Annotated in this window: 23 protein-coding genes; 8 read left to right on the top strand and 15 right to left on the bottom strand. The window is 72.0% G+C overall.

From position 1 onward, the window contains the following. Positions 1-22: 22 nt before the first annotated feature. Positions 23-694, bottom strand: a complete 672-nt coding sequence (locus tag ACFZDK_RS19855) for an ATP-binding protein (RefSeq protein ID WP_390974051.1) — start codon at positions 692-694, stop codon at positions 23-25. Between the two features lie 329 nt (positions 695-1,023). Between ACFZDK_RS19855 and ACFZDK_RS19850 the strand changes: the two genes are divergently transcribed. From ACFZDK_RS19850 to ACFZDK_RS19840, 3 genes are all read left to right on the top strand, one after another. Further along, positions 1,024-1,899, top strand: a complete 876-nt coding sequence (locus ACFZDK_RS19850) for a Scr1 family TA system antitoxin-like transcriptional regulator (protein ID WP_390974050.1) — start codon at positions 1,024-1,026, stop codon at positions 1,897-1,899. A gap of 1 nt (position 1,900) precedes the next feature. Next, entirely contained in the window at positions 1,901-2,137 is a 237-nt protein-coding gene (locus ACFZDK_RS19845) for a DUF397 domain-containing protein (RefSeq protein ID WP_174856016.1), read from the top strand. Positions 2,138-2,258: 121 nt separating this feature from the next. Then, positions 2,259-3,074 carry an SAM-dependent methyltransferase gene (locus ACFZDK_RS19840; RefSeq protein WP_390974049.1) on the top strand — a complete coding sequence of 272 codons (816 nt, stop codon included), beginning with the start codon at positions 2,259-2,261 and terminating at the stop codon, positions 3,072-3,074. Between the two features lie 91 nt (positions 3,075-3,165). On the opposite strand, the gene ACFZDK_RS19835 is transcribed toward ACFZDK_RS19840, so the two are convergent. Beyond that, complete coding sequence (locus ACFZDK_RS19835; RefSeq protein ID WP_359216310.1) at positions 3,166-3,951, bottom strand: NPP1 family protein; 786 nt, start codon at positions 3,949-3,951, stop codon at positions 3,166-3,168. Between the two features lie 229 nt (positions 3,952-4,180). Here ACFZDK_RS19835 and ACFZDK_RS19830 point away from each other — a divergent pair, with 229 nt between their 5' ends. Continuing rightward, the gene (locus ACFZDK_RS19830) at positions 4,181-5,836 is read left to right on the top strand and encodes a carboxylesterase family protein (RefSeq protein WP_390974047.1); all 1,656 of its coding nucleotides are present in this window, start codon (positions 4,181-4,183) and stop codon (positions 5,834-5,836) included. Positions 5,837-5,849: 13 nt separating this feature from the next. Here ACFZDK_RS19830 and ACFZDK_RS19825 read toward each other — a convergent pair whose 3' ends face one another. Both ACFZDK_RS19825 and ACFZDK_RS19820 read right to left on the bottom strand, forming a co-directional pair. Beyond that, positions 5,850-7,013, bottom strand: a complete 1,164-nt coding sequence (locus ACFZDK_RS19825; RefSeq protein ID WP_390974045.1) for a SpoIIE family protein phosphatase — start codon at positions 7,011-7,013, stop codon at positions 5,850-5,852. A 38-nt stretch (positions 7,014-7,051) separates the two neighbouring features. Beyond that, positions 7,052-8,041: an aldo/keto reductase gene (locus ACFZDK_RS19820; RefSeq protein WP_390974044.1), complete on the bottom strand. Its 990-nt coding sequence runs from the start codon at positions 8,039-8,041 to the stop codon at positions 7,052-7,054. Positions 8,042-8,230: 189 nt separating this feature from the next. Here ACFZDK_RS19820 and ACFZDK_RS19815 point away from each other — a divergent pair, with 189 nt between their 5' ends. Continuing rightward, complete coding sequence (locus tag ACFZDK_RS19815; RefSeq protein ID WP_390974042.1) at positions 8,231-9,163, top strand: LysR substrate-binding domain-containing protein; 933 nt, start codon at positions 8,231-8,233, stop codon at positions 9,161-9,163. A 107-nt stretch (positions 9,164-9,270) separates the two neighbouring features. Then, the gene (locus ACFZDK_RS19810; RefSeq protein ID WP_390974040.1) at positions 9,271-10,434 is read left to right on the top strand and encodes an NAD-dependent formate dehydrogenase; all 1,164 of its coding nucleotides are present in this window, start codon (positions 9,271-9,273) and stop codon (positions 10,432-10,434) included. On the opposite strand, the gene ACFZDK_RS19805 is transcribed toward ACFZDK_RS19810, so the two are convergent. From ACFZDK_RS19805 to bla, 7 genes are all read right to left on the bottom strand, one after another. Beyond that, the gene (locus ACFZDK_RS19805; protein ID WP_390974038.1) at positions 10,431-11,657 is read right to left on the bottom strand and encodes a cytochrome P450; all 1,227 of its coding nucleotides are present in this window, start codon (positions 11,655-11,657) and stop codon (positions 10,431-10,433) included. The genes ACFZDK_RS19810 and ACFZDK_RS19805 overlap by 4 nt on opposite strands. Positions 11,658-11,729: 72 nt before the next feature. Continuing rightward, a complete protein-coding gene (locus tag ACFZDK_RS19800) occupies positions 11,730-12,938 on the bottom strand; it encodes a cytochrome P450 (protein ID WP_390974036.1) in 1,209 nt (402 codons plus the stop codon). Next, positions 12,935-13,561, bottom strand: coding sequence for an ATP/GTP-binding protein (locus tag ACFZDK_RS19795; protein WP_390974034.1), 627 nt, complete (start codon positions 13,559-13,561; stop codon positions 12,935-12,937). The genes ACFZDK_RS19800 and ACFZDK_RS19795 overlap by 4 nt, the downstream gene beginning before the upstream one ends. Continuing rightward, positions 13,542-13,889: a DUF742 domain-containing protein gene (locus ACFZDK_RS19790; RefSeq protein ID WP_390974032.1), complete on the bottom strand. Its 348-nt coding sequence runs from the start codon at positions 13,887-13,889 to the stop codon at positions 13,542-13,544. Before ACFZDK_RS19790 ends, ACFZDK_RS19795 begins: the two co-directional genes overlap by 20 nt. Beyond that, a complete protein-coding gene (locus tag ACFZDK_RS19785) occupies positions 13,886-14,293 on the bottom strand; it encodes a roadblock/LC7 domain-containing protein (protein WP_390974031.1) in 408 nt (135 codons plus the stop codon). Before ACFZDK_RS19785 ends, ACFZDK_RS19790 begins: the two co-directional genes overlap by 4 nt. Beyond that, complete coding sequence (locus ACFZDK_RS19780; RefSeq protein ID WP_390974029.1) at positions 14,290-15,993, bottom strand: ATP-binding protein; 1,704 nt, start codon at positions 15,991-15,993, stop codon at positions 14,290-14,292. The genes ACFZDK_RS19785 and ACFZDK_RS19780 overlap by 4 nt, the downstream gene beginning before the upstream one ends. A gap of 182 nt (positions 15,994-16,175) precedes the next feature. Beyond that, positions 16,176-17,051 (bottom strand): class A beta-lactamase, encoded by an 876-nt coding sequence (bla, locus tag ACFZDK_RS19775; protein WP_390974027.1) that lies wholly within the window; start codon positions 17,049-17,051, stop codon positions 16,176-16,178. A gap of 223 nt (positions 17,052-17,274) precedes the next feature. On the opposite strand from bla, the gene ACFZDK_RS19770 reads away from it, so the two are divergent. After that, complete coding sequence (locus ACFZDK_RS19770; protein ID WP_390974025.1) at positions 17,275-18,084, top strand: hypothetical protein; 810 nt, start codon at positions 17,275-17,277, stop codon at positions 18,082-18,084. 192 nt (positions 18,085-18,276) lie between these two features. Then, positions 18,277-21,651 carry a pyruvate carboxylase gene (locus tag ACFZDK_RS19765; protein ID WP_390974023.1) on the top strand — a complete coding sequence of 1,125 codons (3,375 nt, stop codon included), beginning with the start codon at positions 18,277-18,279 and terminating at the stop codon, positions 21,649-21,651. Positions 21,652-21,695: 44 nt separating this feature from the next. On the opposite strand, the gene ACFZDK_RS19760 is transcribed toward ACFZDK_RS19765, so the two are convergent. The 4 genes from ACFZDK_RS19760 to ACFZDK_RS19745 all read right to left on the bottom strand — a co-directional run bounded on the left by ACFZDK_RS19760 (position 21,696) and on the right by ACFZDK_RS19745 (position 24,982). Continuing rightward, entirely contained in the window at positions 21,696-22,673 is a 978-nt protein-coding gene (locus ACFZDK_RS19760; protein ID WP_390974021.1) for an SMP-30/gluconolactonase/LRE family protein, read from the bottom strand. Positions 22,674-22,827: 154 nt separating this feature from the next. Beyond that, positions 22,828-23,280 carry a hypothetical protein gene (locus ACFZDK_RS19755; protein WP_390974019.1) on the bottom strand — a complete coding sequence of 151 codons (453 nt, stop codon included), beginning with the start codon at positions 23,278-23,280 and terminating at the stop codon, positions 22,828-22,830. 40 nt (positions 23,281-23,320) lie between these two features. Next, positions 23,321-24,118, bottom strand: a complete 798-nt coding sequence (locus ACFZDK_RS19750) for a DUF4389 domain-containing protein (RefSeq protein WP_390974017.1) — start codon at positions 24,116-24,118, stop codon at positions 23,321-23,323. A gap of 87 nt (positions 24,119-24,205) precedes the next feature. Continuing rightward, a complete protein-coding gene (locus tag ACFZDK_RS19745) occupies positions 24,206-24,982 on the bottom strand; it encodes a polysaccharide lyase family 7 protein (protein WP_390974016.1) in 777 nt (258 codons plus the stop codon). Positions 24,983-25,054: the final 72 nt, after the last annotated feature.

Below are 25,054 nucleotides of genomic sequence, written 5' to 3'. Positions count from 1 at the left end.
CCAGGACGGGTCGGCGGCGAGGTCAGGGGTGGGGGGACGGTCCATGGGGCGGCGGGCCTCCTGGGATGTGGGGGGTGGTGACAGGTGCGTCCGGTGCCGTCGACAGCTCGGCCCAGACGACGCGTGCGGAGGGTCCCTCCGGGGCGGCCGTGACGCCCCAGTCGAGGCTGAGCGCGTCGACCAGGAACAGCCCGCGCCCGTTCTGCTCGTCGGGTCTGGCCTGCCGGGGCGCCGGGAGCGTGAAGCCCCCGTTCTGGTCCTCGACCTCGATGCGGACCCGGTCGGCGGTGGCCCGCACCCGGCACACGATCCGTCGGCCGGCCGAGTGGACGATCGCGTTGGTGACCAGTTCGGAGGTCACCAGCACCGCGTTGTCGCAGGCCTCCTCGCACACGCCCCAGGAGCCCAGCAGCTCGCCCACGCTCCGGCGGGCGTTGCCCACCGCCCGGGGCGTCGGGGCCAGGTCGAACACGCGGCTGAGGGCAGGGGGCCGGGTCCCGGAGGCGAACCGGTCGAGGCCTTGCGGCCCAGGGAGTCGACCGAGGCGTTCGCCTCCGGGTGGTCTGGGAGTGTCCGTCACGTCCGACGGGTGGTGCGGGCCCTCGGCGGCGGCCATCAGGGCCGGTCGGGGCAGGCCGGGTATGTGGTCCTCGGGCAGTCGGTCGAGCGGCTGGGGGAGAGAGGGCGGGGCCATCGCCGTGCGCCTTTCGTCCGGCTTCGCAGCGTGGGGGGCTGAGCGGTCGCAGCGCCCCGGTCCGCTCGGGGGCAGACGACGACCCGAGCCTGGACGGCGCCGGACCGCAGCTCAGTTTCCCCCAACTGGACTGCTTCGCCCGCTCCTTGGTCGACCGGAGCAGTAAGCCCACTCTGACATCTGCCAACATCGTCTCGCAACCGGCAAGTTGAAAATTGCAAGAAGCGAAGTGCATGCTGCTCCCCGACAGGAAGTGATCGAATGAGTCCGTCAGCCGGTCGCGAGCGCGCGAGTCGGTGACCCTGAAACCTGGTGCGAGGGGGTAGGGCGTGACCTCGGAGACCGACTGGGGCGGTGCCCCTTCCGTCCTGCGCATGATCCTCGGCCGGCAGCTGGAGGAGATGCGCACCCGGGCCGGCCTGACCTATGAGCAGGCCGGCGTGGCGATCGGCGTCAGCCACTCCACGATCCGCCGCATGGAGGCCGCCAAGGTGGCCCGGCTGCGCCTCGCGGACGCCGAGAAGCTGCTGCAGACCTACGGGGTGACGGACCGCCAGGAGGTCGACACCTTTCTGCAGTCCGTCCGCGAGGCCAACAAGCGCGGCTGGTGGCACACCTACCGTGATGTGATGCCGGACTGGTTCGCCGCGTATCTGAGCCTGGAACAGGCGGCGTTGCAGATCCGCGCCTACGAGAACCAGTTCGTGCACGGCCTGTTGCAGACCCGGGAGTACGCCGGGGCGCTGCTCGGCGCCGGCAACCCGCACGCGCCGAGCGAGGCCACCGAGCGGATGGTGGCGCTGCGCATGCGCCGCCAGGAGCTGATCACCCGCCAGGCGCCGCCGCGGCTGTGGGTCGTGATGGACGAGACGGTGCTGCGCTGGCCGGTCGGCGGCTCCGGGGTGATGCGCGCCCAGATCGACCATCTGATCGAGGTCAACCGGCTGCCCAACGTCACCTTGCAGATCATGCCGTTCGCCAATGGCCCGCACCCCGCGATGCGCGCGGGTGCGTACCACCTCTTCCGGTTCAAGGCCCCGGAACTGCCCGACATCGTCTATCTCAACGGCCTGGTGGGCGCCGTCTACCTGGACAAGAGCGACGACGTCGTGGTCTATCGCGAGGCCCTGGACCGGTTGGGCGCCCAGGCTGCGCCCGCCAGAAAGACCGAGGCCCTCCTCGGTGCGATTCGCAAGGAGCTCTGACGTGCACCACCCGATACACAACGGCATCCCGTCCCGGCAACTCGGCGCGCGCGGCTGGTCCAAGCCGTGGAGCGACGACGCCGGCGGCGCCTGCGTGGAAGTGAAGAAGCTCGCCGACGGCCGGGTCGCGGTACGCCAGTCGACCGACCCCGACGGTCCGGCGCTGGTCTTCACACCCCGTGAGATGACGAGTTTCCTGTCCGGAGTGAAGGCGGGTGACGCCGACTTCCTGATGTGATCCCCTTTTCCGGAACTTCCTTGCTATAGCTGATCGTTCAACCAACCCCCCACACCTGACGCACCACCCGCAGCCCCCCGAACACCCCCGCATCCCCCTCACCTGAATGGGAGACACGGCGTTGCCCGAAAACGGATGGCCGGCCGACCGCATCGACACCGAGAACGCGCACTCCGCGCGGATCTACGACTACATCCTGGGCGGCAAGGACTACTACCCCGCCGACCAGGAGGCGGGTGACGCCATGTCCCGGGAGTGGCCCGCGCTCCCGATCCACATGCGCGCCAACCGCGACTGGATGAACCGCGCCGTGCGCTGGCTCGCCGAGGAGGCGGGGATGCGCCAGTTCCTGGACGTCGGCACCGGCATCCCCACCTCCCCCAACCTCCACGAGATAGCCCAGGCGGTCTCCCCGGACTCCCGGGTCGTCTACGTGGACAACGACCCCATCGTCCTCACCCTGTCCCAGGGCCTGCTCTCCAGCACGCCCGAGGGCCGGACGGCGTACATCGAGGCCGACTTCCGCGACCTTGCGGACCTCTTCGAGGCCCCCGAACTGCGCGAGACCCTCGACCTCGACCAGCCGGTGGCGCTCACGGTGATCGCCATCGTCCACTTCATGCTCGACGCGGACGACGCGGTGGGCGTCGTACGGCGCCTGCTCGAACCGCTGCCCTCGGGCAGCTACCTGGCGATGTCCATCGGCACCGCCGAGTTCGCGCCCGAGGAGGTGGGCCGGGTCGCCCGCGAGTACGCGGCCCGCAACATGCCGATGCGACTGCGCACCATCGACGAGGCCCACGAGTTCTTCGACGGCCTGGAGCTGGTCGAGCCGGGCATCGTCCAGGTCCACAAGTGGCACCCGGACGGCACCGGCGAACAGGGCATCCGCGACGAGGACATCGCGATGTACGGAGCGGTCGCCCGTAAGCCGTGACCCACCACTCCGTGCCGGGGCCCGGCTCACCTTCCCGGCCCCGGCACGGTCGTCCCACGGGCGCCGCTCGGCCACGACGCCCCTGTCCTGCTCAGGCGTTCGGGTCGAAGGAGATCCCGGACGGCATGGAGTACGACAGGTTGGCGTTGAACGAGCCGTCCTTGATCTTGATGGTGGCGTCGCCGAAGTCCGCGTTCATCAGCTTGTCGCGGTAGCCCGCCGGGTAGCCGTCCCAGCCCACCAGGCGCGGGAAGAACCAGCCGCCGGTCACGTTCTCCGGCGGGTCGTCGTTGGTGTTGGCGAACCGGAAGTCGTGGGTGGACAGGCCGTCCTTGTGGTACACGATCTTCGGGTGGGTGCCGTCGAACCGGATCGCCGAGGCGGCCGCCACCTGGTAGCTGCTGTGCTGGGACACCGAGACGTACTGCACCTGGTTGTTCTGGATCCACACGATGACGTGTTCCCAGTCGTGCCGGTGCCCGATGGCCAGCGGCCCGTACGTCGCCTGGTCCTTCTCGAAGTAGCTGGCGTACATCACCGCGCACCAGCCGTTGTTGCACTTCTCGCGCGAGTAGGTGTTGGCGTTGGCGAGCTGCGCGTAGTCGTGGCAGTGACCGTTGACGTCACCGCCCAGCGAGAGGCCGGGGTTGAGGGTGCCGTCGGCGCCGATCGCGGCGGTGGCGTAGCAGCCGTCGCCGTCGTAGTCGTAGGCCGGCGAGAACGTCTGCTCCAGTCCGTCGGCGTTCTGCGGCAGCAGCGTCAGGACGTCCGCGTGCGCGGTGGCGGGCACGGCGACGACCAGGGCGAGCGCGCCGAGGGCGGCGGCGAGGGCCTTGCGGAACGGGCGTCTGCGCGTGGGGGGTTGCAGGTCGGGCATGTCGACTCCCTGTCGGTGAAAGGCGATGCGGAGTCTGGCAGTCAGCTCCTGCCGGCGACCACCCTTACGACTTAACTTTGACCTAAAGGCAACTGAACAGCGTGCCCAACTTCCTTGCTGTCACATGCTGTTGACCTGCTGTGAGTCCCCCGGATGCGCTTGCCGTCCGGTCCGTCCGAGGTCAGGCTACTCGTCGGTTCGGTCCCCCCACCGCCCGAAAGGGAAGCCCGTGAGCGACACAGACCTGCCCTCCGCCGCGCTGAACCGGCGCGGCTTCCTCGGCGCCGCCGCCGCGGCCGGACTGCTCGGCACGCTGTCCACCCCGGCCCAGGCGGCCCGGAGCACGGCGGCCACCGACCCGGTCACCATCGAGTCCGGCCAGGTCACCGGGGTCCAGGGCGGCCTGAAGGGCGTCACCGTCTACAAGGGCGTCCCGTACGCCGCCTCCACCGCCGGAGCCAACCGCTGGCGCCCGCCGCAGCCCGCCCCCTCCTGGGACGGGGTCCGCGCCGCCGACTCCTTCGGCCCGGCCTGCCCCCAGCCGGTCACGGGCATCCCGAGCGACCAGGTGCCGGAGCTGAGCGAGGACTGCCTGAACCTCGACATCTGGACGGCGGCGAGCGGTTCGGCGGACAGCCGCCCGGTCCTCGTCTGGCTGTACGGCGGCGCGCAGGCCCTGTGGTCGGGGCAGGAGATCTACAACGGGTCCCTGCTCGCCGCCAAGGGCGTGGTCGTGGTGACCCTCAACCACCGCGTCGGCCCGCTGGGCGGCCTCGCGCACCCCGACCTGACCGCCGAGTCCGCGTACGGCGGCTCCGGCAACTGGGGGATCCTGGACGTCGTGGCCGCCCTGGAGTGGGTCCGGCGGAACATCGGCGCGTTCGGCGGCGACCCGGACCGGGTCACCCTGGCCGGCTGGGCGCAGGGCGCCTCCTTCGTCAACATCCTCCTCGCGTCCCGGCGTGCCCGGGGCCTCTACCATCGCGCCCTGCTCTCCTCCGGCGTCCAGTACACCAAGGACCCGGCGCTGGCCCGGAGCCCCGGCCACTACCGGACCCTCGCCGACGCGGAGGCCGACGGCACCGCCCTCGCCGTTCGGCTGGGGGCGGACGGCCTGGCCGGGCTGCGCGCGCTGGACGCCGACGACCTCGTCACCCGGGCCACCACCGACACCTCCGCCGACTTCGGCCACGTCCTCGACGGATACGTCCTGCCCGACACCTACACCGCCGTCCTCGCGGCCCGCGCCGAGACCGATGTACCCGTCGTCACCGGCGTCTGCAAGGACGCGCGCGGCGCCCTGCCCGACCTGAAGCCGACGCTCGCCGCGTTCACGGCGTACGCGGACTCCGAGTTCGGCCCGCTGGGGCTGACCGACACCTTCCTGGAGCTGTACCCGGCGGACAGCGACACCACGGCCGCCCAGCAGTTCAGCGCCTACGCCCGGGACGAGGAACGCGTCTCCGCCTTCCTGTGGGCCGGCCAGTTCAAGGACACGGCCGGCAACTCCGGCCCCGTGCACACCTACTTCTGGACCCGCGTCCCGCCCGGCCACGACGACACCAACCCGGCCATCGGCACCGCCGCGACCGGCGCCTTCCAGGGGTCCGACGTCTACTACCTGCTCGGCTTCCTCTACAACACCGACCGCCCCTGGACCTCCCAGGACTACGACATCGCCGACACCACCGCCTCCTACGTGGCCCGCTTCGCCGCCACCGGCGACCCGAACGGCACCTCCCTGACCACCTGGCCCGCCCTCGCCACCGACACCCCCCGGACCATGGAACTCGGCGCCGGCTTCGGAACCCTCCCGGTCGCCGACAGCGACGCCAAGCTGGCCTTCCTGACGACGTACCTGGAGTCCCAGACCGAGGCGTTCTGAGGCGCTGGGTCTGTCAGGCCCGCGCCGAGCCGTGGCCGAGGATGCCGTGGTGGTGGTCGCGGCGGTGCACGGTGGGGGTGCGGTGGAGGGCGATCAGGGCGGCGTCGTCGCCGAGGTGGCCGCCCCCGTGGGCCAGCAGATCGCGCCGGATGTGGTGCATCAGGGCCTCGGGAGCGGCGTCGGTCCACTGCGCGACCCGTTCGACGAGCGGGTAGAACCGGCCCTGCGCGTCCCGTGCCTCGACGACCCCGTCGGTGTACAGCAGCAGGGTGTCGCCGGGCTCGAAGGAGAACACGTCCAGGGTGCGCTCGGTGCCGACGGCGTCGGGCACGCCCAGCGGCGGCGACGGATGCAGGCTCGGCACGGTGACCGCGTGCCCCGGGCTCAGCAGCAGGGGCGGCGGGTGGCCGCTGCTGGTCATCCGGGTCACCGGGTCCTCGTCGGGGATCTCGATCAACAGCGCGGTGGCGAACCGCTCGCCCGCCTCCTCCGGGGGCTCCAGGTCAGCCGCGTAGCGCTGCACGCTCTGGTCCAGGGCGGCGGCGAGATCCGGCAGCGTGACATGCCGGTGGGCGGACTCCCGGAAGGCGCCGAGCAGCAGCGCCGCCTCGCCGATCGCGGACAGCCCCTTGCCCCGGACGTCGCCGATCAGGACCCGGACCTCGTCGTCGCAGCGGGTGGCCGCGTACAGGTCACCGCCGATCTGCGCCTCGTCCTCCGCCGCCAGGTACAGCGAGGCGATCCGCAGCGGGCCGATCTGCTCGGGCAGCGGCCACATCAGCACGTGCTGCGCGGCCTCGGCGACCGTGCGGATCTGGGCGAGCTGGGCGTGGCGCCGCTCGCGGACCGCGCTGTAGACCACCACCATCACCGAGAGCACCGCCAGGGTGACGATCTGCACGATGTGGTTGGCGGTGGTCAGTCCGCCGTGGAACACCGCGATCAGCACCTGGGCGGCCACCGCCAGCGCCCCGACCAGGGCGGTCGCCCGGGGGCCGGCGAAGGACGGCGTGAGGGCCGGGGCGATGACCAGGGCGGGGCCCAGATGGACGTCCTCGGGTGTCCGGAGGTCCGCCACGGTGATCACCACGATGAGCAGGATCGGGAGCAGCAGCAGTGCGTGGGAGGACTGCCACGACTTCCGCAGGCCCGCCGCACACCGCTCCCAGGTCCCCATGGCAATAAGCGTGCGCCACCCCCGGCCGCCCGGCCACCCTAGAGGTTCACGCTGCGCATCCCGGACGCGTCGTAGCGCTCACCGGCCGCCCTCGGCACCTCGGCGTCGATCCGGGCCAGGTCGTCCTTGGTCAGCTCGACGTCGACGGCGCCCGCGTTCTGCTCCAGGTAGCTGCGCCGCTTGGTGCCCGGGATCGGGACGATGCCGTCGCCCTGGGCCAGCACCCAGGCGAGGGCCAGCTGCGCCGGGGTCACGCCCTTCTCGGCGGCGATCTCCTTCACCTTCGCGGCGAGCCGCAGGTTGGCGTCCAGGTTGTCGCCGGTGAACCGGGGGCCGGTGCGGCGCCAGTCGTTCGCGTCGAGGTCGTCGGGGGAGGAGAACCGGCCGGCCAGGAAGCCGCGGCCCAGCGGCGAGTACGGGACGAAGCCGATGCCCAGCTCCCGGCAGGTCGGGAGCACCCCGTCCTCCGGGTCGCGCGACCACAGCGAGTACTCGGTCTGCACGGCGGTGATCGGGTGGACCGCGTGGGCCCGCCGGATCGTCTCGGGGCTCGCCTCGCTCAGCCCGATGTGCCGCACCTTGCCCTCGGCGACCAGCTCGGCCATGGCGCCGACGGTCTCCTCGATCGGCACGTTCGGGTCGACGCGGTGCTGGTAGTAGAGGTCGATGTAGTCGGTGCCGAGCCGCTCCAGCGAACCGTGGATCGAGCTGCGGACGTGCTCGGCCGAACCGTCCTGCCGGCCGATGCTGCTCATGTCGCCGGGGACGGCGTCGTCCATCCGGTAGTTGAACTTCGTGGCGATCACGTACTCGTCCCGGTGCCCCCGGACCGCCTCGCCGAGCAGGGTCTCGTTGGTCAGCGGACCGTAGAGCTGCGCGGTGTCGAGGAAGGTGATACCGAGCTCCAGGGCCCGGTGGATGGTCTGCACGCCCTCGTCCTGGTCGGTGGTGCCGTAGAAGGCGGACATCCCCATGCAGCCGAGGCCGATGGCCGAGACCGACAGATCTCCCAGAGTGCGCTGTTGCATGTGAATCCAGCCTTTCCCACTGAGTTGTGCCATGCTCCGGACGGGTACGGCCCCTGATCCATTCAGCCGCTGTTCGCGGCCCCTGGCATCTCGGGGCGGTGTCCGGCGCTACGGACGCTACGACTTGAAGAGCACTCGAAGTCAAACGGGCGCCGCCCGTCCGGCGGCCGATCCGGTAGACCTGGACGCATGCTCCTGCGTCAGCTCGAATACCTCGTCGCGCTCGCCCGGGAGCGGCACTTCGCCCGCGCGGCGGCCGCCTGCCATGTCTCGCAGCCCTCGCTGTCCGCCGCGATACGGCGGCTCGAACACGAACTGGCGGTTCCGATCGTGCGCCGGGGCCGCCGCTACGAGGGGCTGACCCCCGAGGGCGAGGTGGTGCTGGCGTGGGCGCACCGCATCCTCGCCGAGGAGGACGCCCTGCGCCAGGAGCTGTCGGCGCTCCACGGCGGCCTCACCGGCACCCTGCGCCTCGGCATCGTCCCCACCGCCGTCCCGGTCGCCTCCCTCCTCACCGGCCCCTTCTGCGACCGGCATCCGCACGCCCGGGTGGCCCTGGAGTCCCTGTCGTCGGCCGACATCCGGCGCGGCCTCGCCGAGTTCGAGCTGGACGCGGCCATGACCTACCTGGACGACGACGAGCTGCGCCAGGTCCGCCGCTTCCCGCTCTACGAGGAGCGCTACGTCCTGCTCACCCCGGTCGGCGGCCCCCTCGGCGAGGCCGCCACCGCCACCTGGTCCCAGGCCGCCGCCCTGCCGCTGTGCCTGCTGGGACGGCGGATGCGCAACCGGCGGATCATCGACGACTGCTTCTCCGCCGACGGCGCCGCCCCCGTCCCGGCCGTCGAGTCCGGCAGCGTGGCCGGGCTCTACGCCCACCTCCCCGGCGGCCGCTGGTCCAGCGTGATCTCCCACGCCTGGCTGCACATGTTCGGCGTACCGGAGGGCATGCGCGTGGTCCCCCTGGAGGGCCCGGCCCACGGCCCCCGGGTCGGACTCGTCGTCGCCCGCAGCGAACCCCCGTCCGTGCTCGCCCGGGCGCTGGTGCAGGTCGCCAGGGAAGCGGGCCTGAGGGACGCCCTCAACAGCCGCCTGGACGCGGTCCTCGACGGCCACGGCTGATAGAAGCGGGCTATCACGGCATAGCAACGTTCGCTTTGACCTGCGCAGTTGGCCACGAGGATCGTGAAAGGCACCCTTTTGCAACGGAGTTGAGGAGAGCCGTCACCATGGCCAAGGTGCTCTGCGTCCTGTACGACGACCCGACCGACGGATACCCGAAGAGCTACGCCCGCGACGGCATCCCGGTCATCGACCACTACCCCGGCGGCCAGACCGCTCCCGCCCCCGAGGCGATCGACTTCACCCCCGGCCACCTCCTCGGCAGCGTCTCCGGCGAACTCGGCCTGCGCTCCTTCCTGGAGAAGGCCGGCCACACCCTCGTCGTCACCAGCGACAAGGACGGGGCGGGCTCGGTCTTCGACCGTGAACTCGTCGACGCGGATGTCGTCATCTCGCAGCCGTTCTGGCCGGCCTACCTCACCCCGGAGCGCATCGCCGCCGCGCAGAACCTCAAGCTGGCCGTCACCGCCGGCATCGGCTCCGACCACGTCGACCTCGACGCCGCGATCGCGCACGGGGTCACCGTCGCCGAGGTGACGTACTGCAACAGCATCAGCGTCGCCGAGCACGTGGTGATGATGATCCTCGGGCTGGTCCGCAACTACCTGCCCTCGCACCGGGTGGTGCTCGACGGCGGCTGGAACATCGCCGACTGCGTGAGCCGGTCCTACGACCTGGAGGGCATGCACGTCGGAACCGTCGCCGCCGGCCGCATCGGCCTCGCGGTGCTGCGCCGGCTCGCGCCTTTCGACGTCACGCTCCACTACACCGACCGCACCCGGCTGCCCGAGTCCGTCGAGCGCGAGCTGAACCTGACCTTCCACGAGAGCCCGGCCGCCATGGTCCCGCACTGCGACGTCGTCACCGTCAACGCGCCCCTGCACCCGCAGACCGAGGGCCTGTTCGGCGACGAGCTGATCGGCACGATGAAGCGCGGCGCGTACCTCATCAACACCGCGCGGGCCCGGATCGCCGACCGGGACGCCGTCGACCGGGCGCTGCGCAGCGGTCAGCTGGCCGGGTACGCGGGCGACGTGTGGTTCCCGCAGCCCGCGCCCGCGGACCACCCGTGGCGCACCATGCCGCACCACGGGATGACCCCGCACATCTCCGGCTCCACCCTCTCCGCGCAGGCCCGTTACGCGGCCGGCACCCGGGAGATCCTGGAGTCCTGGCTCGCGGGCCGGCCGCTGCGCGACGAGTACCTGATCGTCGACGGCGGCAGGCTGGCCGGCACCGGAGCCAAGTCGTACTCCGTGAACACCCGTTAGGGGTTCAGCCGGACGGGCAGCTCGAAGAGGTCGTTCTGGGTGACCACCGGCTTGTTGCGCAGCTCGGACGCCGGTACCGCCAGGTCCAGGCCGGGGAAGCGGTCGTAGAGCGCGGGCAGCGCGACGCCCGCCTCCAGCCGGGACAGCGCCGCGCCCGGGCAGACGTGCGGGCCGTGCCCGAAGGAGATGTGCCGGTTCTGCGTCTGACGGGTGACGTCGAACTCCCCGGCGCTCGGCCCGTGCGCGTGCTCGTCACGGCCTATCGCGGCGTACGACACGATGAGCGCGTCCCCGGCGGGCAGCACCTTGTCGCCGACCTGGACGTCCTCGGTGGCGAACCGGATCAGGACGTGCGAGGTCGGCGTGGACCAGCGCAGGGTCTCCTCGACCACCGCCGACCAGTCGACCTCACCGGACAGCACCTTGGCCCGCTGGTCGGGGTGGGTGGAGAGGTTGACCACGGCGTTGACGATCAGCGAGATCGTCGTCTCGTGACCGGCCGCCACCATCAGCTGCAGGGTGGAGACGATCTCCTCGTCGGTGAGGTGGTCGCCGTCCTCGGAGGCCAGGATCAGCGCGCTGGTGAGGTCGTCGCCGGGCTCGGCCCGCTTGGCGGCGACCGTCTTCGCCATGATCCCGGCCAGCTCGGTGAGGGTGGCGATGACCTCGGCGGGCGGCGTCTGGGTGGAGAAGAACTTCTCGAACAGCACCTTCAGCCGGGGCAGTTCGGCCTCGTCGATGCCCATCAGGTCGGCGACCACGTACATCGGCAGCGGGTAGGCGAAGGCCGCCTTGAGGTCGACGCTCTCCGCGTCCTCGGGGAGCCCGTCCAGCAGGTCCTGGGTGAGCTTCTCGATCCGCTCCCGCATCTCCTCCACCCGGCGCGGGGTGAGGGCCTGCGCGACCAGGGTGCGCATCCGGCGGTGGTCGGCGCCGTCCACGGTGAGCATCGAACGGCCGGGGTTGGCGAGGCCGATCAGCGGCCAGTCCGGGGCGATCTCGCCGCGCTGCCAGGCACCCCACACATTGATGTCCTTGACCAGGCGCGGGTCGGTGAGGAGCGCCTTGGCCTCGGCGTGCCGGGTGACCGCCCACACCGGCACCCCGCCGGGCAGCTCCACGGCGGCGAGCGGACCGGCGGCGCGCAGCCGTGCGCTCTCGCCCTCCAGGTCGGTGACGAACGGGTCGAGGGCGATCCGGGCTTGTTCGGTACCGGTCGTCATCGTGACGTGCCTCCCAGGGCAGGGTCGGGTAACTGCGCCATGCGGTGTGCTGTGCCGGTCTGTCGGAAGGGATCAGAGGGCGGGTACGGGCGTGAACCGGACGGGCAGCGCGGTCAGTCCCCGCAGCCACGGCGAGGGCCGGCGGGTGAGCGCGTCGGCCGGCACCGCCAGATCGATGTCCGGCAGCCGGTCGAGGACGACCTCGATACCGGTCCGGGCCACCACCTCGGCGACCTCCTGCGCGGGGAACGGACAGCGGTGCTCGCCGTGCCCGAAGGAGAAGTGCGCGTTGTTGCCGCCGGTCAGCGCGGAGGCGTCGGTGCGCACCTGCGGATCGGAGTTGGCGCCCTGCAGCCCGAGCAGCAGCAGGTCACCGGCGCGGATCCGGCGCCCGCCCAGCTGGGTGTCCCGGGACGCCCAGCGGCCCGCGATGTTCTGGCTCGGCGTGTCCTCCCACAGCACCTCGTTCATCGCCTCGGCGACACTGTTGCGGCCGCCGAACAGGGAGGCCGCGAACCGGTCGTCGGTGAGCATCAGGCGCAGCGAGTTGCCGATCCAGTCGGCGGTCGGCTGGTGCCCGGCCGCCATCATGACCATCAGGTCCTGCATGATCTCTTCGTCGGTGAACCCGCTCTTGTCCTGGAGCATCCGCGACACCACGTCGTCGGCCGGGTCCGCCTTCCGGTCGGCCAGCAACTGGGCCATGGACGTGGCCAGATGGGTCTGCCCGGCGAGCGCCCGCTCCCGGCCGTCGATCATGTCGTTGAGGGCGGTGACCAGACCGGGTCCGTCCTCGTCGGCGAAGCCGTACAGCCGCGCCAGCACCCGCACCGGCAGCAGCATCGCGTACTGGCCGATCAGGTCCGCCTCGCCGCCGGTGCACAGCCCGTCGATCAGCTCGTCCGCGAACCGCTCGGCCAGACCGCGCAGTTCGAACGGGTCGACGGCCTCCAGCGCGTCGCTGATCATCCCGGCCCGCTCGCGGTGCCGCTCGCCGACGGTGTACAGGATCGACGGCTGCTTGCGGCCGATCATCGGCAGCAGCGGCCAGTCGTCGGGGATCAGGTCCCACTGGTTCCACAGCTCCGAGTCCCGGCTGAACAGCACCGGATCCCCGGTCACCTGGTGCAGCTCGCGGTAGCCGAGCACCAGCCAGGCCGGCACGTCCCCGTCGAGCACGACGGGGGTCACGGCGCCGTGGTCGCGCCGCATCTCCCGGTACAGGCGCGCCGGATCGGTCTGGAACCGGGGGCCGCCGAGCGGCACGGCTTCGGGGGTCACACGTACTCCTGTCGGTGCGGGTCCGCCGGTGCGGACGGGCCGGCGTACCGGTTCTTGACGTGCTGGACCAGCGTGATCAGCACCTGCTTGCCGGACTCCCGGGAGCGGGCGTCGCAGTTCACCAGCGGGACGTGCGGGTCCAGGTCGAGCGCGTCGCGGACGTCCTCGGGCGTGTGCACCGGGCCGCCGAAGTCGTTGCAGGCCACGATGAACGGGGTGCCGTGCTTCTCCAGCCGGTCGATGGCGTACCAGGAGTCGCCGATCCGCCGGGTGTCGACCAGCACGACCGCGCCGAGCGTGCCGGAGAACAGCCGGTCCCACAGGAACCAGAACCGCTCCTGCCCCGGCGCCCCGAACAGGTAGAGCACATTGCGGGCGTCCAGGGTGATCCGGCCGAAGTCGAAGGCCACGGTGGTCGCGGACTTGCCGCGCACCTCGCGGATGTCGTCGACCTCCTCGCCGGCCTGGGTCATCGTCTCCTCGGTGTTGAGGGGACGGATCTCGCTGACGGAACGGACCAGGGTGGTCTTGCCGACGCCGAAGCCGCCCACGACCACGATCTTGAAACCGTTGTCGGCGGAGGCACCCAACGGGGTGCGCGCGTCAGAGGTTGCGGAGTCCAACGAGCACCTGCTCCAGGATGTCGGGGTCGGTGATGGCCGGCCGGTACGGATGGCGGGCGCTGACCCGGCCGGCCGCCTGCAGGTCGCCCAGCAGGACCTTGGTGATGCTCACCGGCAGTCTCAGCTCGGCGGCGATCTCCACCACCGAGGTCGGGAACTCGGCCAGCCGCAGGATCGCCACGTGCTCCGACTGCATGCCGGGAGCCGGCTCCGACTCGGCGACGACCAGTGTGACCAGGTCGAAGGGGTTGTCGGGGCCGACGGCGCTGCGGCCGCCGGTGATCGTGTACAGGCGGTCGGGCGAGTCGTCCCGTCCGGGTCGGCTCATGAGGTGCGGGGCTGCGCGGTCAGGTGCTCGCCGAGCTGCTCCACCAGTTCGCTCATGTTGTGCCCGACCAGCCCCGGGTCCGCCTCCTCGCTGGTCACCACGGCCAGATGGGCGCCCTCACCGGCCTCCACGATGAACAGGACGCCCCCGTAGAACTCGGTCATGGCCGACCGCACGCCGCCGCTGCCGTCGCCGAACTCCACGGACGCCCCGTGGGACAGCGACTGGATACCGGCGGCGATCGCCGCGAGCTGGTCGGCCTGGTCGACGGAGAGCTCCGGGGTACGGCAGAGCTTCAGCCCGTCGCGGGAGAGCACCAGGGCGTGCCGCGCGCCGGGGGTGCGCTCCAGGAGGCCCTCGATGAGCCAGGTGAGCTTGTCGTCGACGGTGGTCCTGCCGGTCATGAAGTGGTGTCGCCTTCCGGGTGCGCGTGCGGGTGGGAGGTGAGCTCGGGGCCGGACTCCGGATGGGGCGCGGGGACCGGGTCGTGCGCGGGCGTGGGGGCGTACGGGGCTGTCCTGACGTCCTCGGTGCCGGGGGCCTCGGCGGAATCGGGCGCGGTGGGGGTGTGCGTGGTGCCCGGGACCCCGGCCGGACCGGCCGCGGCCTCGGCGTCCGGCGCCCCGGAGACATCGGCGGAGTCGGACGCGGTCGGGCGGACGGCCTGCCGGAAGCTGTTGAAGCGGGCGGCGCGGACCTTGGCGTCCTCGGCGGCGGGCGCGGGGCGCGGGTCCGCCGGGTGCGGCGCCGACCGGCGTTCGGCCTCGGCGAGGGTCCGGCCACGGCGCCGCTTGGGCAGCCCGGTGGGCCCCTCCGCCTCCTCGGCGGGGCCGGGGGAGCCGGCGGGGTCGGCGGACTCGACGGATCCGTCCGGTTCGGCGGCGGACTCGTGCACGGGCAGGGGGTCCGCCGGGGACGGCACCGGCACGGCCGGATCCATCTCCTTCGTGGGCGCGGGTTCTTCGGCGACCGGGCGGGCCAGCAGGTCCTGCGGGACCAGCATCAGCACCCCGGTGCCGCCACGCGCCGACGGCCGGAACGACACCTTCAGACCGTGCTTGCCGGCGAGCCGGCCGACCACCGCGAGCCCGAGCCGGGTGCCGGAGAGACCGCCCAGCTCGCTGGTGTCACCGGAGACGGCCCGCTCGGCGCGGCGCAGCTGCACCTCGCCCATCACCAGACCGCTGTCCTCCACGGACACGATGACCCCGGCCGGGACCTCCTCCACGTACACATGGACCTCGGCCGTCGGGGGCGAGAAGTTGGCCGCGTTGTCGAGGAGTTCGGCGAGCGCGTGCATGACACCCTCGGCCGCGTGCCCGGCCACGGCCGTCTCGCTCACCGAGTGCACCCGCACCCGGCGGTAGCCGCTGATCCGTCCCATCGCACCGCGCAGGATCGACTCCATGCTGATCGGACGCGCCCAGCGGCGGCCGGAACGCGCCCCGGTCAGGACGGCGATGGAGTCGGCGAGCCGGCCCGCCTGGGCCGTGCGGTGGTCGAGTTGGAGCAGGTCGGCGAGGACCTCCTCGTCGGTGTGCCGCTCCTCCATGCTCCGCAGGTCGGCGAGGGTGGCGGTGGCCAGGGCCTGCATCCGGCCGGCCGCGTTGCCCGCCGCGGCGATCGCGGCGGCCCGCTCCCGGGAGGCCTGCTCCAGCTCCCGGGCGAGCCGGGCGTGCTCCCGCCGGTACCAGTCCAGCTCCTGGGCGCCGTCCTCGTGGATCCGTGCCCGCTCCTGCTCGAAGGAGTCCGCGAACTCGCTGCGCTGCTGCGCCAGTTCGTCGATCAGCCGCTGCTGCTCCTGGCGCGCCTCCTCGGTGGTCCGGGCCTGCTGCTGGAGCAGCCGCCCGATGTCCTGACTCACCGTCTCCAGGCGGCGCCGGGCACCGCGCGCGGTCCGGGCCGCGTGGACGGCCCAGGTCACCGCCGCACAGAGCAGCAGCGCTGCCGCACTGGCCCCCAGGGCGAGCGGGATGCGGACCGAGGCCGGCGCGGCGGTCACCGCGGCGAAGACCGCGAGGGCCGAGACCACCGCGGTCAGCGCGAGGGTCGGCGCGAACGTACGGAAGGAAGGGCGGTCGCCGGGAGGCGTGGGCGCGGTCATCGGTCCGGTCTGGTCCTCGGAGCGGTGGGCAGGGATGTGGTTCCGGTGAAGGAGATGTGACGCTGGGTACAGAACTGCGCGTCACTATACGAGAGTTCGTGATCGAAACAGAACGGTTCCGGTCTCATTGCATAAACCGGCTTGGCCGAAGCCGACTTGCTGTGGACCGACTGTGAATGATCTTATGCGCGGCCCCGCGTGAACACGTCCGCCACGACCTCGGCCGCCGCCCTGACCAGCGATGAATCCGACTCGGCGGTGGCATCGGCATGGGTGGAGAGTACGGCCACGACGACGGGGGCGCGGCCCGGGGGCCAGGCGATCGCGACATCGTTGGCGGTGCCATAACCGCCCGTTCCGGTTTTGTCGCCGACCGTCCAGTCCCCGGGGAGCCCCGCACGGATCCGTTCCCCTCCGGTGGTGTTGGCGCGCAGCCAGCCGGAGAGCCGCCGCCGGTCCGCGTCGTCCAGGGCGCCTCCGAGGACCAGCCGCGCATAACTGGTACCGATCGCCAGGGGAGAGGTGGTGTCGGTGACCCGCCCGGGCTCCGCCGAGTTCAGCTCCGGCTCCCACCGGTCGAGGCGTGTCACCTTGTCCCCGATCGAACGGCTCAGCCGCGTCACCGCCACCGGCCCGCCCAGTTGCTCCAGCAACAGGTTCGCGGCGGTGTTGTCGCTGTACGAGATCGCCGCCCCGCACAACTCGGCGACCGTCATTCCCGAGGCGAGGTTCTCGGGCTTCCCGGTGACCGGTGCGCCCCCCGAGCGCTCCACATCGCTCTCGTCGTAATGGACGACCTCGGCGAGCACGGCCTCGTCGAGGTCGCGCAGCACGGCCGCCACCGCGAGCGTCTTGAACACCGAACACATCGGGAAGAGCTCACCGGCGCGGTACCGGACCCGGGCTCCCGAGCCGGTGTCCCGGGCGAACACCCCCAGCCGGGCCCGGTGGTCGCGTTCCAGCGCGCGGAGCCTGCTCACCGGGTCCGGAGCCGGGCCGGCGGGCAGCGCGGTTCCCAGGGCCGCGGTCAGCACCACACGGCGTGACGGATTCAGCATGACCGCTCCTTTGCCGAGACATCGGGAAGGGGGGACGCGTTGACGTCCTCGAGGGTTCACTCGTGGACGGGTGATAAACCCGACGTCGAAATCCGACCGGTAGTAGCTCCCGCATCGTCGCAAATGATCCAAACGTCTATACGATGCGCTTGGAACGGCCGGGGCGCGGAGAGCCTCTTCCGGGGCGCAGGGCCGAGGGCCGAGGCCGGTATCGAGGGGGGCGATGCCTTTCATGAAGGGCGACTGGGGACAGGCGGCCGCGCGGGCGGCCCGGTTCGTGCGGCGCACGCTGCGCGACGAATGGCACAGCATCGTGGTGGAGCCGGTACGGCAACTCGTACGGCGTGGCCTCTCCGGGGTCATGCTGGCGTTCGTGGCCGCGTTCGGCGTCATCTTCTTCCACGGCGTCGCCCAGCACCCCTTCGGCCGAAGGCTGGTGTGGCACCTCGGCGGCGTCACCGCCGACCTGCCGCTGTGGCTGTCCCTGCTGCGCACCCCGGTGTCGCTGTACGTCCCGGCGCTCGACCTGCCGGTCTGGGCGGGCATCACCCAGCTCTTCCTCGCCTTCGCCCTCGCCGAACTCGCCCTCGGGCGCGCCCGCACCCTCGCCGTCGCGTACCTCACCACGCTGGCCGGCACCATGACGGCCCGGGTGATGGTCGCGCTCGGCCCCGGCTGGTGGGGCTTCGGCCTGCCCCCGGAGGCCGGGCGGATCCTCGACACGGGGCCGTCCGCCGCCGTGGTGGGCCTGTTCACCTATCTGGCGGTGGTCCGCCGCGCGCCCGTCGTCTTCACGCTGACCGGCGGCTCGATGGTGTGGGAGTCCATCGCCGTACCGAACCTCGCCGGCCGCGAGCACCTGATCGCGGTGGCCGCGGCGATCGTCCTCGGCCTGCTGCACGGCCGCCGGCTGCCGGTCCCGGCCCGGCTCGTCGAACGGCTCGGCACCCCGCCGGTTCCGCCCCGCTCCGACCCGCCGGTACACCGCCCGGGACCGCCGCGCCACCCCGTACCGTCCTTCCGGCTCCCCTGAGACACCCCAACCCTCGCGCCTTCCCCGCAACCCCATAAGTCACGCGCCCGGCCCGACGAAGTGCTCAACGACGTCAATGTGATGGTTTTCGCACTTCAGCCCGTTCAAGCAACCCCTAATGTTGCGGCGAGCTACGGACGGGCGCGGCTGACACCATGGTGTTCGTCGCCGGCAGGCTGAAGGGATCCAGGGATGTTCCGCAAGGTGCTGGTCGCCAACCGTGGAGAGATCGCCATCCGCGCGTTCCGCGCGGGTTATGAGCTGGGTGCGCGCACGGTCGCCGTGTTCCCGCACGAGGACCGCAACTCACTGCACCGGCTGAAGGCCGACGAGGCCTACGAGATCGGGGAACCCGGGCACCCGGTGCGCGCCTACCTCTCCGTCGAGGAGATCGTGGGCGCCGCCCGGCGGGCCGGGGCCGACGCCGTCTACCCGGGCTACGGGTTCCTCTCCGAGAACCCGGAACTCGCCCGCGCCTGCGAGGAGGCGGGCATCACCTTCGTCGGGCCGAGCGCCCACACGCTGGAGCTGACTGGCAACAAGGCCCGCGCGGTCGCCGCCGCCCGCGCCGCCGGTGTCCCGGTCCTCGGCTCCTCCCAGCCCTCCAACGACATCGACGAACTGGTCCGCGCCGCCGAGGAGATCGGCTTCCCGGTGTTCGTGAAGGCCGTCGCCGGCGGCGGTGGCCGCGGTATGCGCCGCGTCGAGGACCCGGCCGCGCTGCGCGAATCCATCGAACAGGCCTCCCGCGAGGCGGCCTCCGCCTTCGGCGACCCGACCGTCTTCCTGGAGAAGGCCGTCGTGGACCCCCGCCACATCGAGGTGCAGATCCTCGCCGACGGCGAGGGCAACGTCATCCACCTCTTCGAGCGGGACTGCTCGCTGCAGCGCCGCCACCAGAAGGTCATCGAACTGGCCCCGGCGCCCAACCTCGACCCGGACCTGCGCGACCGCATCTGCGCCGACGCCGTCCGCTTCGCCCGCGAGATCGGCTACCGCAACGCCGGCACCGTCGAGTTCCTCCTCGACCCCGAGGGCAACCACGTCTTCATCGAGATGAACCCCCGCATCCAGGTCGAGCACACGGTCACCGAGGAGGTCACCGACGTCGACCTCGTCCAGGCCCAGATGCGCATCGCCTCCGGCGAGACCCTCGCCGACCTCGGGCTCTCCCAGGAGACGGTGAAGCTGCACGGCGCGGCCCTCCAGTGCCGTATCACCACCGAGGACCCGGCCAACGGCTTCCGCCCCGACACCGGCCGGATCAGCGCCTACCGCTCGCCGGGCGGCTCCGGCATCCGGCTCGACGGCGGAACCACCCACGCCGGTACGGAGATCAGCGCGCACTTCGACTCGATGCTGGTCAAGCTCACCTGCCGGGGCCGGGACTTCAAGGCCGCCATCGGACGCGCCCGGCGCGCCGTCGCCGAGTTCCGCATCCGCGGCGTGGCCACCAACATCCCGTTCCTGCAGGCCGTCCTGGACGACCCGGACTTCCAGGCGGGCCGGATCACCACGTCGTTCATCGAGCAGCGCCCGCACCTGCTCACCGCCCGCTCCTCCGCCGACCGCGGCACCAAGCTGCTCACCTACCTGGCCGACGTCACCGTCAACAAGCCACACGGCGAGCGCCCCCACCTGATCGAGTCGACCACCAAGCTGCCCCCGCTGCCGGCCGGCGAGCCGCCCGCGGGCTCCCGGCAGCGGCTCGTCGAGCTCGGCCCCGAGGGGTTCGCGCGGGCCCTGCGCGAGTCGCCCACCATCGGCATCACCGACACCACCTTCCGCGACGCCCACCAGTCGCTGCTCGCCACCCGGGTGCGCACCAAGGACCTCCTCGCCGTCGCCCCGGTCGTCGCCCGCACCCTGCCCGAACTGCTCTCCCTGGAGTGCTGGGGCGGCGCCACCTACGACGTCGCCCTCCGCTTCCTCGCCGAGGACCCGTGGGAACGGCTCGCCGCCCTGCGCGAGGCCGTCCCCAACATCTGCCTCCAGATGCTGCTGCGCGGCCGCAACACCGTCGGCTACACCCCCTACCCGACCGAGGTGACCGACGCCTTCGTCCAGGAGGCCGCCGCCACCGGCATCGACATCTTCCGCATCTTCGACGCCCTCAACGACGTCGGCCAGATGCGCCCCGCCATCCAGGCCGTACGCGAGACGGGCACCGCGGTCGCCGAGGTCGCCCTCTGCTACACCGCCGACCTGTCCGACCCGCGCGAGCAGCTCTACACCCTCGACTACTACCTGCGGCTCGCCGAGCAGATCGTCGACGCGGGCGCGCACATCCTCGCCGTCAAGGACATGGCCGGCCTGCTGCGCGCCCCGGCCGCCGCCAAGCTGGTCTCCGCCCTGCGCCGGGAGTTCGCCCTCCCCGTCCACCTGCACACGCACGACACCGCGGGCGGCCAGCTGGCCACCTACCTCGCCGCGATCCAGGCCGGCGCGGACGCGGTGGACGGCGCGGTGGCCTCCATGGCCGGTACGACCTCGCAGCCGTCCCTCTCGGCGATCGTGGCCGCGACCGACTACTCGGAGCGTCCCACCGGGCTCGACCTGCGGGCGATCGAGGACCTGGAGCCGTACTGGGAGAGCGTCCGCAAGGTCTACGCCCCCTTCGAGGCGGGCCTCGCCTCCCCGACCGGCCGGGTCTACCACCACGAGATCCCGGGCGGCCAGCTCTCCAACCTGCGCACCCAGGCCGTGGCGCTCGGTCTCGGCGACCGCTTCGAGGACATCGAGGCGATGTACGAGGCCGCCGACCGGATCCTCGGCCGCCTGGTCAAGGTCACGCCGTCCTCCAAGGTGGTCGGCGACCTCGCCCTGCACCTGGTCGGCGCCGGGGTGAAGCCCGAGGACTTCGAGGCGACCCCCGACAGGTTCGACATCCCCGACTCGGTCATCGGCTTCCTCCGCGGCGAGCTGGGCACCCCGCCGGGCGGCTGGCCGGAGCCGTTCCGCACCAAGGCCCTCCAGGGCCGCGCCGCCGCCAAGCCCACCCCGGAGCTGTCCGCCGAGGACCGCGAAGGCCTGGCCAAGGAGCCCCGCGCGACTCTCAACCGGCTGCTGTTCCCGGCCCCGACCCGCGAGTTCGAGACCCACCGCCAGACCTACGGCGACACCGGCGTCCTCGACAGCAAGGACTTCTTCTATGGGCTGCGCCCCGGCAAGGAGTACGCGGTCGACCTGGAGCCCGGCGTCCGGCTCCTGATCGAGCTCCAGGCGGTCGGCGAGGCCGACGAGCGCGGGATGCGCACCGTGATGTCCACGCTCAACGGCCAGTTGCGGCCCATCCAGATCCGCGACCGGTCGGCGGCCTCCGACATCCCGGCCACCGAGAAGGCCGACCGCGCCGACCCCGGCCATGTCGCGGCCCCGTTCGCCGGTGTCGTCACCCTCGCGGTGGCCGAGGGCGCGGAGGTCGAGGCGGGCGCCACGGTGGCCACGATCGAGGCCATGAAGATGGAGGCCACCATCACCGCCCCGAAGGCCGGCCGGGTCTCCCGGCTCGCCATCAACCGCATCCAGCAGGTGGAGGGCGGCGACCTGCTCGTCGAGATCGCCTGAGTCCCGGCGAGGGGAGGACCGGCCCGGACCGGCCCTCCCCTCGGCTACGGGCGGGCGAAGTGGGCGCGCAGCCGCGCCTTCAGCAGGTTGGGATCCCGCTGGGTGAAGTAGCCGTCGCTCGCCACGAACAGATCCCGGCCGCTCACGGCCAGCGACGTCGGGTTGGACAGACCGTCCTGCACCCCGAGGACGGTGCTGTGGGTGCCGTCCGGGCGGACCAGCGCGACCTCGTTGGACGTGATCAGCGCGGCGAGCACGATGTCCGAGTGGCCGGGGAAGACGAAGTCGTCGACGCCGGGCAGACCGCTCGCCCGCTCCTCGGCGGCGCCCGCCGAGCCGTCCTCGGCGACCGGGATGCGCAGCAGGGTGCCGCGGTCGCTGTTGGTCACCCAGACCGCGTCCTTGTGGATCTTGATCCCGTTGGCGCCGACGCCGTCGGCCGTCTCCGGCAGCCCGTCGAGCGCGCCGCCCGTGGCCCACGCCGTCGGCGTGCCGCCGGCCAGCGGTACCCGCCACACCGTGCCCAGGACCGAGTCGGCGGCGTAGAGCACGCCGCGCCGCTCGTCGAGCGCCAGCCCGTTGGGCACCCCGTCCGGCGGCAGCGCGGCGATCTGCTCGGGTGCGCCGCCGCTCGCGGGGATGCGCCAGATGCCGGTCTTGGCGGTGCCGGTGGCGTAGTTGGCGTACAGCGTGCCGTCCTCGGCCCGGGCGAGGCCGAGCGTGACGGCGTCATGGACGAGGGGCGTCTTGGGACGGGACTCGGCGGGCAGGGTCGCCAGCACCCGGATCCGGCGCTCCCGGGTGACCTTGGCGATCTGCCGGGCGGCGGAGAAGGACACGACGACCGAGCCGTTGCGCTCGGCCACCATGTTCTCGGGGGTCTGCCCGGCGGCCAGATCGAAGTGGGCGATGACATGGGGATGCGAGACGTCCGGGCCGTCGCCCGCGGCCGGTGCCGCCGCGAGCAGGCCGATCGCGACCGCGGCCGGGGCGACGACGGCCCGGCGGGGGAATCGGGGCATGTGACCTCTTTCGTCGGGAGCGCAGCGCTCCGGCGTATCGGTCACACCAACATGACGGCAGCCCTGCCACGGCCCCCGGCAGCCCCGGCCGGGACGTCGCCCGCCCGGCGCACGGCCTCGCCCCGCTTGCCGCGCAGCCGGGTGACGGCCCCGCTCAGTTCCACATCGGGTAGCTCATGACCTGGGTGTATCCCTCCGGCCTGGCCCCGGAGTAGGTCAGGTTCATCCGCGTGAAGTGCTGCACGTTCGGGTGCTTCGTCCAGGAGCTGGGGAGGTCGAGCTTCACGGTCACCGGGTACTTGTGGAACCTGCCGGCCGCGCAGTACGGCTTGCAGTCGTTGACCACGTTCACGCCCTGGCCGACCGCCGTGTGGTCGTTCCACTGGGTCCAGCGCATGCCGGTGAGGAGGCTGTTGCCGTCGCCGCAGGCCAGCATGAAGTCGGTCGGCCTGAACCGCTGGTGCCAGAGGCAGTCGACGAGCACCGGGTGCTGGGCCGACGCCCGCGTGGCGGACGGTGTCGGCGGTGTCGCGGAGGCCGTCGTCATGCCCGCCGTGAGCAGCAGGGCCGCCCCGAGTCCGATCGCCGTTCCCACCACTGGTCGCATGGTCGCTCCCACCCGTTCGCCGTACATGTTCCCTACGACGCTACGACCGTCCTACGAGATGTACCACTTGCGGCGTATTCGCCAGTCCGTTCTCGTCGTGGTCGCCGCCACCGCGGGAGCCGACCTGGGCGGCCAGGCCGAGCACCAGGAAGACCCAGACCAGGACCTTGGCGGCGGTGTCCAGGACCAGGGGCCGGGTGGCGGAGGCGGCCTTTTCCCCGACGGCCGGCGCGTCGCCGAGCAGCCCTTTCGGGTAGACGGGCGTCAGCATGCTCGCGTAGGCGCCGAACCGCATCCGGTAGCGGGCGACCGCGGCCGTCGCCCCGAAGACCGGCCCGGGCAGCCGTCCCCGCACGATCCCGATGATCCAGAAGATCCAGCCGATCGCGAACCAGCCGGTCGCCGCGAGGTTCGCGATGATCCCCGCCGGGATCATCAGGAACAGCCGGAACAGCACCGCGAGCCGGTTCAGGGAGGTGGGCCGCAGCTCGATCCGCACCGGGTAGTCGGGCGCGGTCAGGGCGAACGGCGGGTAGCGGTCGACCAGGAGCATGGAGCCGGCCGCGATCCGGGTCTCGTACGCCAGGTACCGGCCGAGGAACGAGGCGATCGGGTCGGGCAGCCGGCCCAGGAAGAGCGCCGCGAACCAGCCCGCCACCGTGACGAAGAACGCCGCGATGCCCAGCAGGGCGAGCACGACGTACTGCGGGATCAGCAGCAGCCAGCGCAGCAGCACCGTCCAGCGGCGCTGCGGCCCGGGCGGCGGGATGTCCAGCGCGGGCCGCCATTCCGGGCCGTCCGCCGTGACGGGAGGACGTGGTCCCCAGCTCTGAGTCATCGGTCCTCCCGTCGTCCGGCTGCGGCGCGGATGGCACCTCCATCGTGCGGCGGAACCATGGCCCCCGCCAGGCCGGACCGGGTGAACTCAGCCGTGTGTGACGGTCAGTCCGTAGAAGGCGACCCGGGCGCCGTTGGTCGTGCTGTCGGAGGACGACTGGTTGTACGAGCCCGCCTTGAAGTACTGCTTGTACGGGTTGAAGGAGGACGCAATGGCGTAGTGGGTGGTGGTCCCGTTGACGGTCAGGTCGATCGTGTTCCCGCCGGAGACGGCGATGGTGTAGGTCCACGTCTTGCCGATCGGCACATGGCCCACGCTGTGCGAGGTCTGGCCGCCGTCCGGGGAGTTCTCGGTGCCGAGCACGATGTCGCCGTTGGAGCGGTAGTACAGCTCCAGCAGCGGCTTGGTGGAGGAACCGCCGGTGCCGAGGTGGATCTGGCCCACGCACACGTTCTTGGTCACCGAGACCACCCGCAGGGTCGCGCTCATCTTGTGGCTGCCGCTGAGCGACCAGTTCGCGGCGCTGCCGTCCCGGTTCATCTCGCGCAGTTCGGAGCGGGCGTAGTGGGAGTTCGGGGTCGTGACGCCCTTCTCGGGCGCCCAGAAGGTCATCGCGCCGTCGCGGGTGTCGGTGTAGAAGTACGCGTCCTGGTAGCCGTTCGCGCCCTGCAGCCGGGACGAGGGGATGGTGGTCGGCGACCCCGGGGAGCCGACCGGCTCCTGGAGCTGCCATATGGACAGATCGAAGTTGCCGCCGGGTGCGACGTTCGGGTTCGCCGCGTCGGCGCTGCCGCCGAGCAGGACGGTGAGGGCGAGGGCCAGGCCCGCGGCGGTCGGCGCCGCGAGCAGCCGGGAACGGTTCACGTGGGGGGTCCTTTCGCCAGGAGGGGCTGCGTCCGGAGTTCAGCGATTGTTCATATCTGTGAACTCCGGACG

Origin of the sequence: Streptomyces sp. NPDC007901 (assembly GCF_042959465.1) — a bacterium.
Classification (GTDB): domain Bacteria; phylum Actinomycetota; class Actinomycetes; order Streptomycetales; family Streptomycetaceae; genus Streptomyces.
Note: the sequence above shows the minus strand (reverse complement) of the source record. Positions and strands in the feature narration are given on the sequence as shown.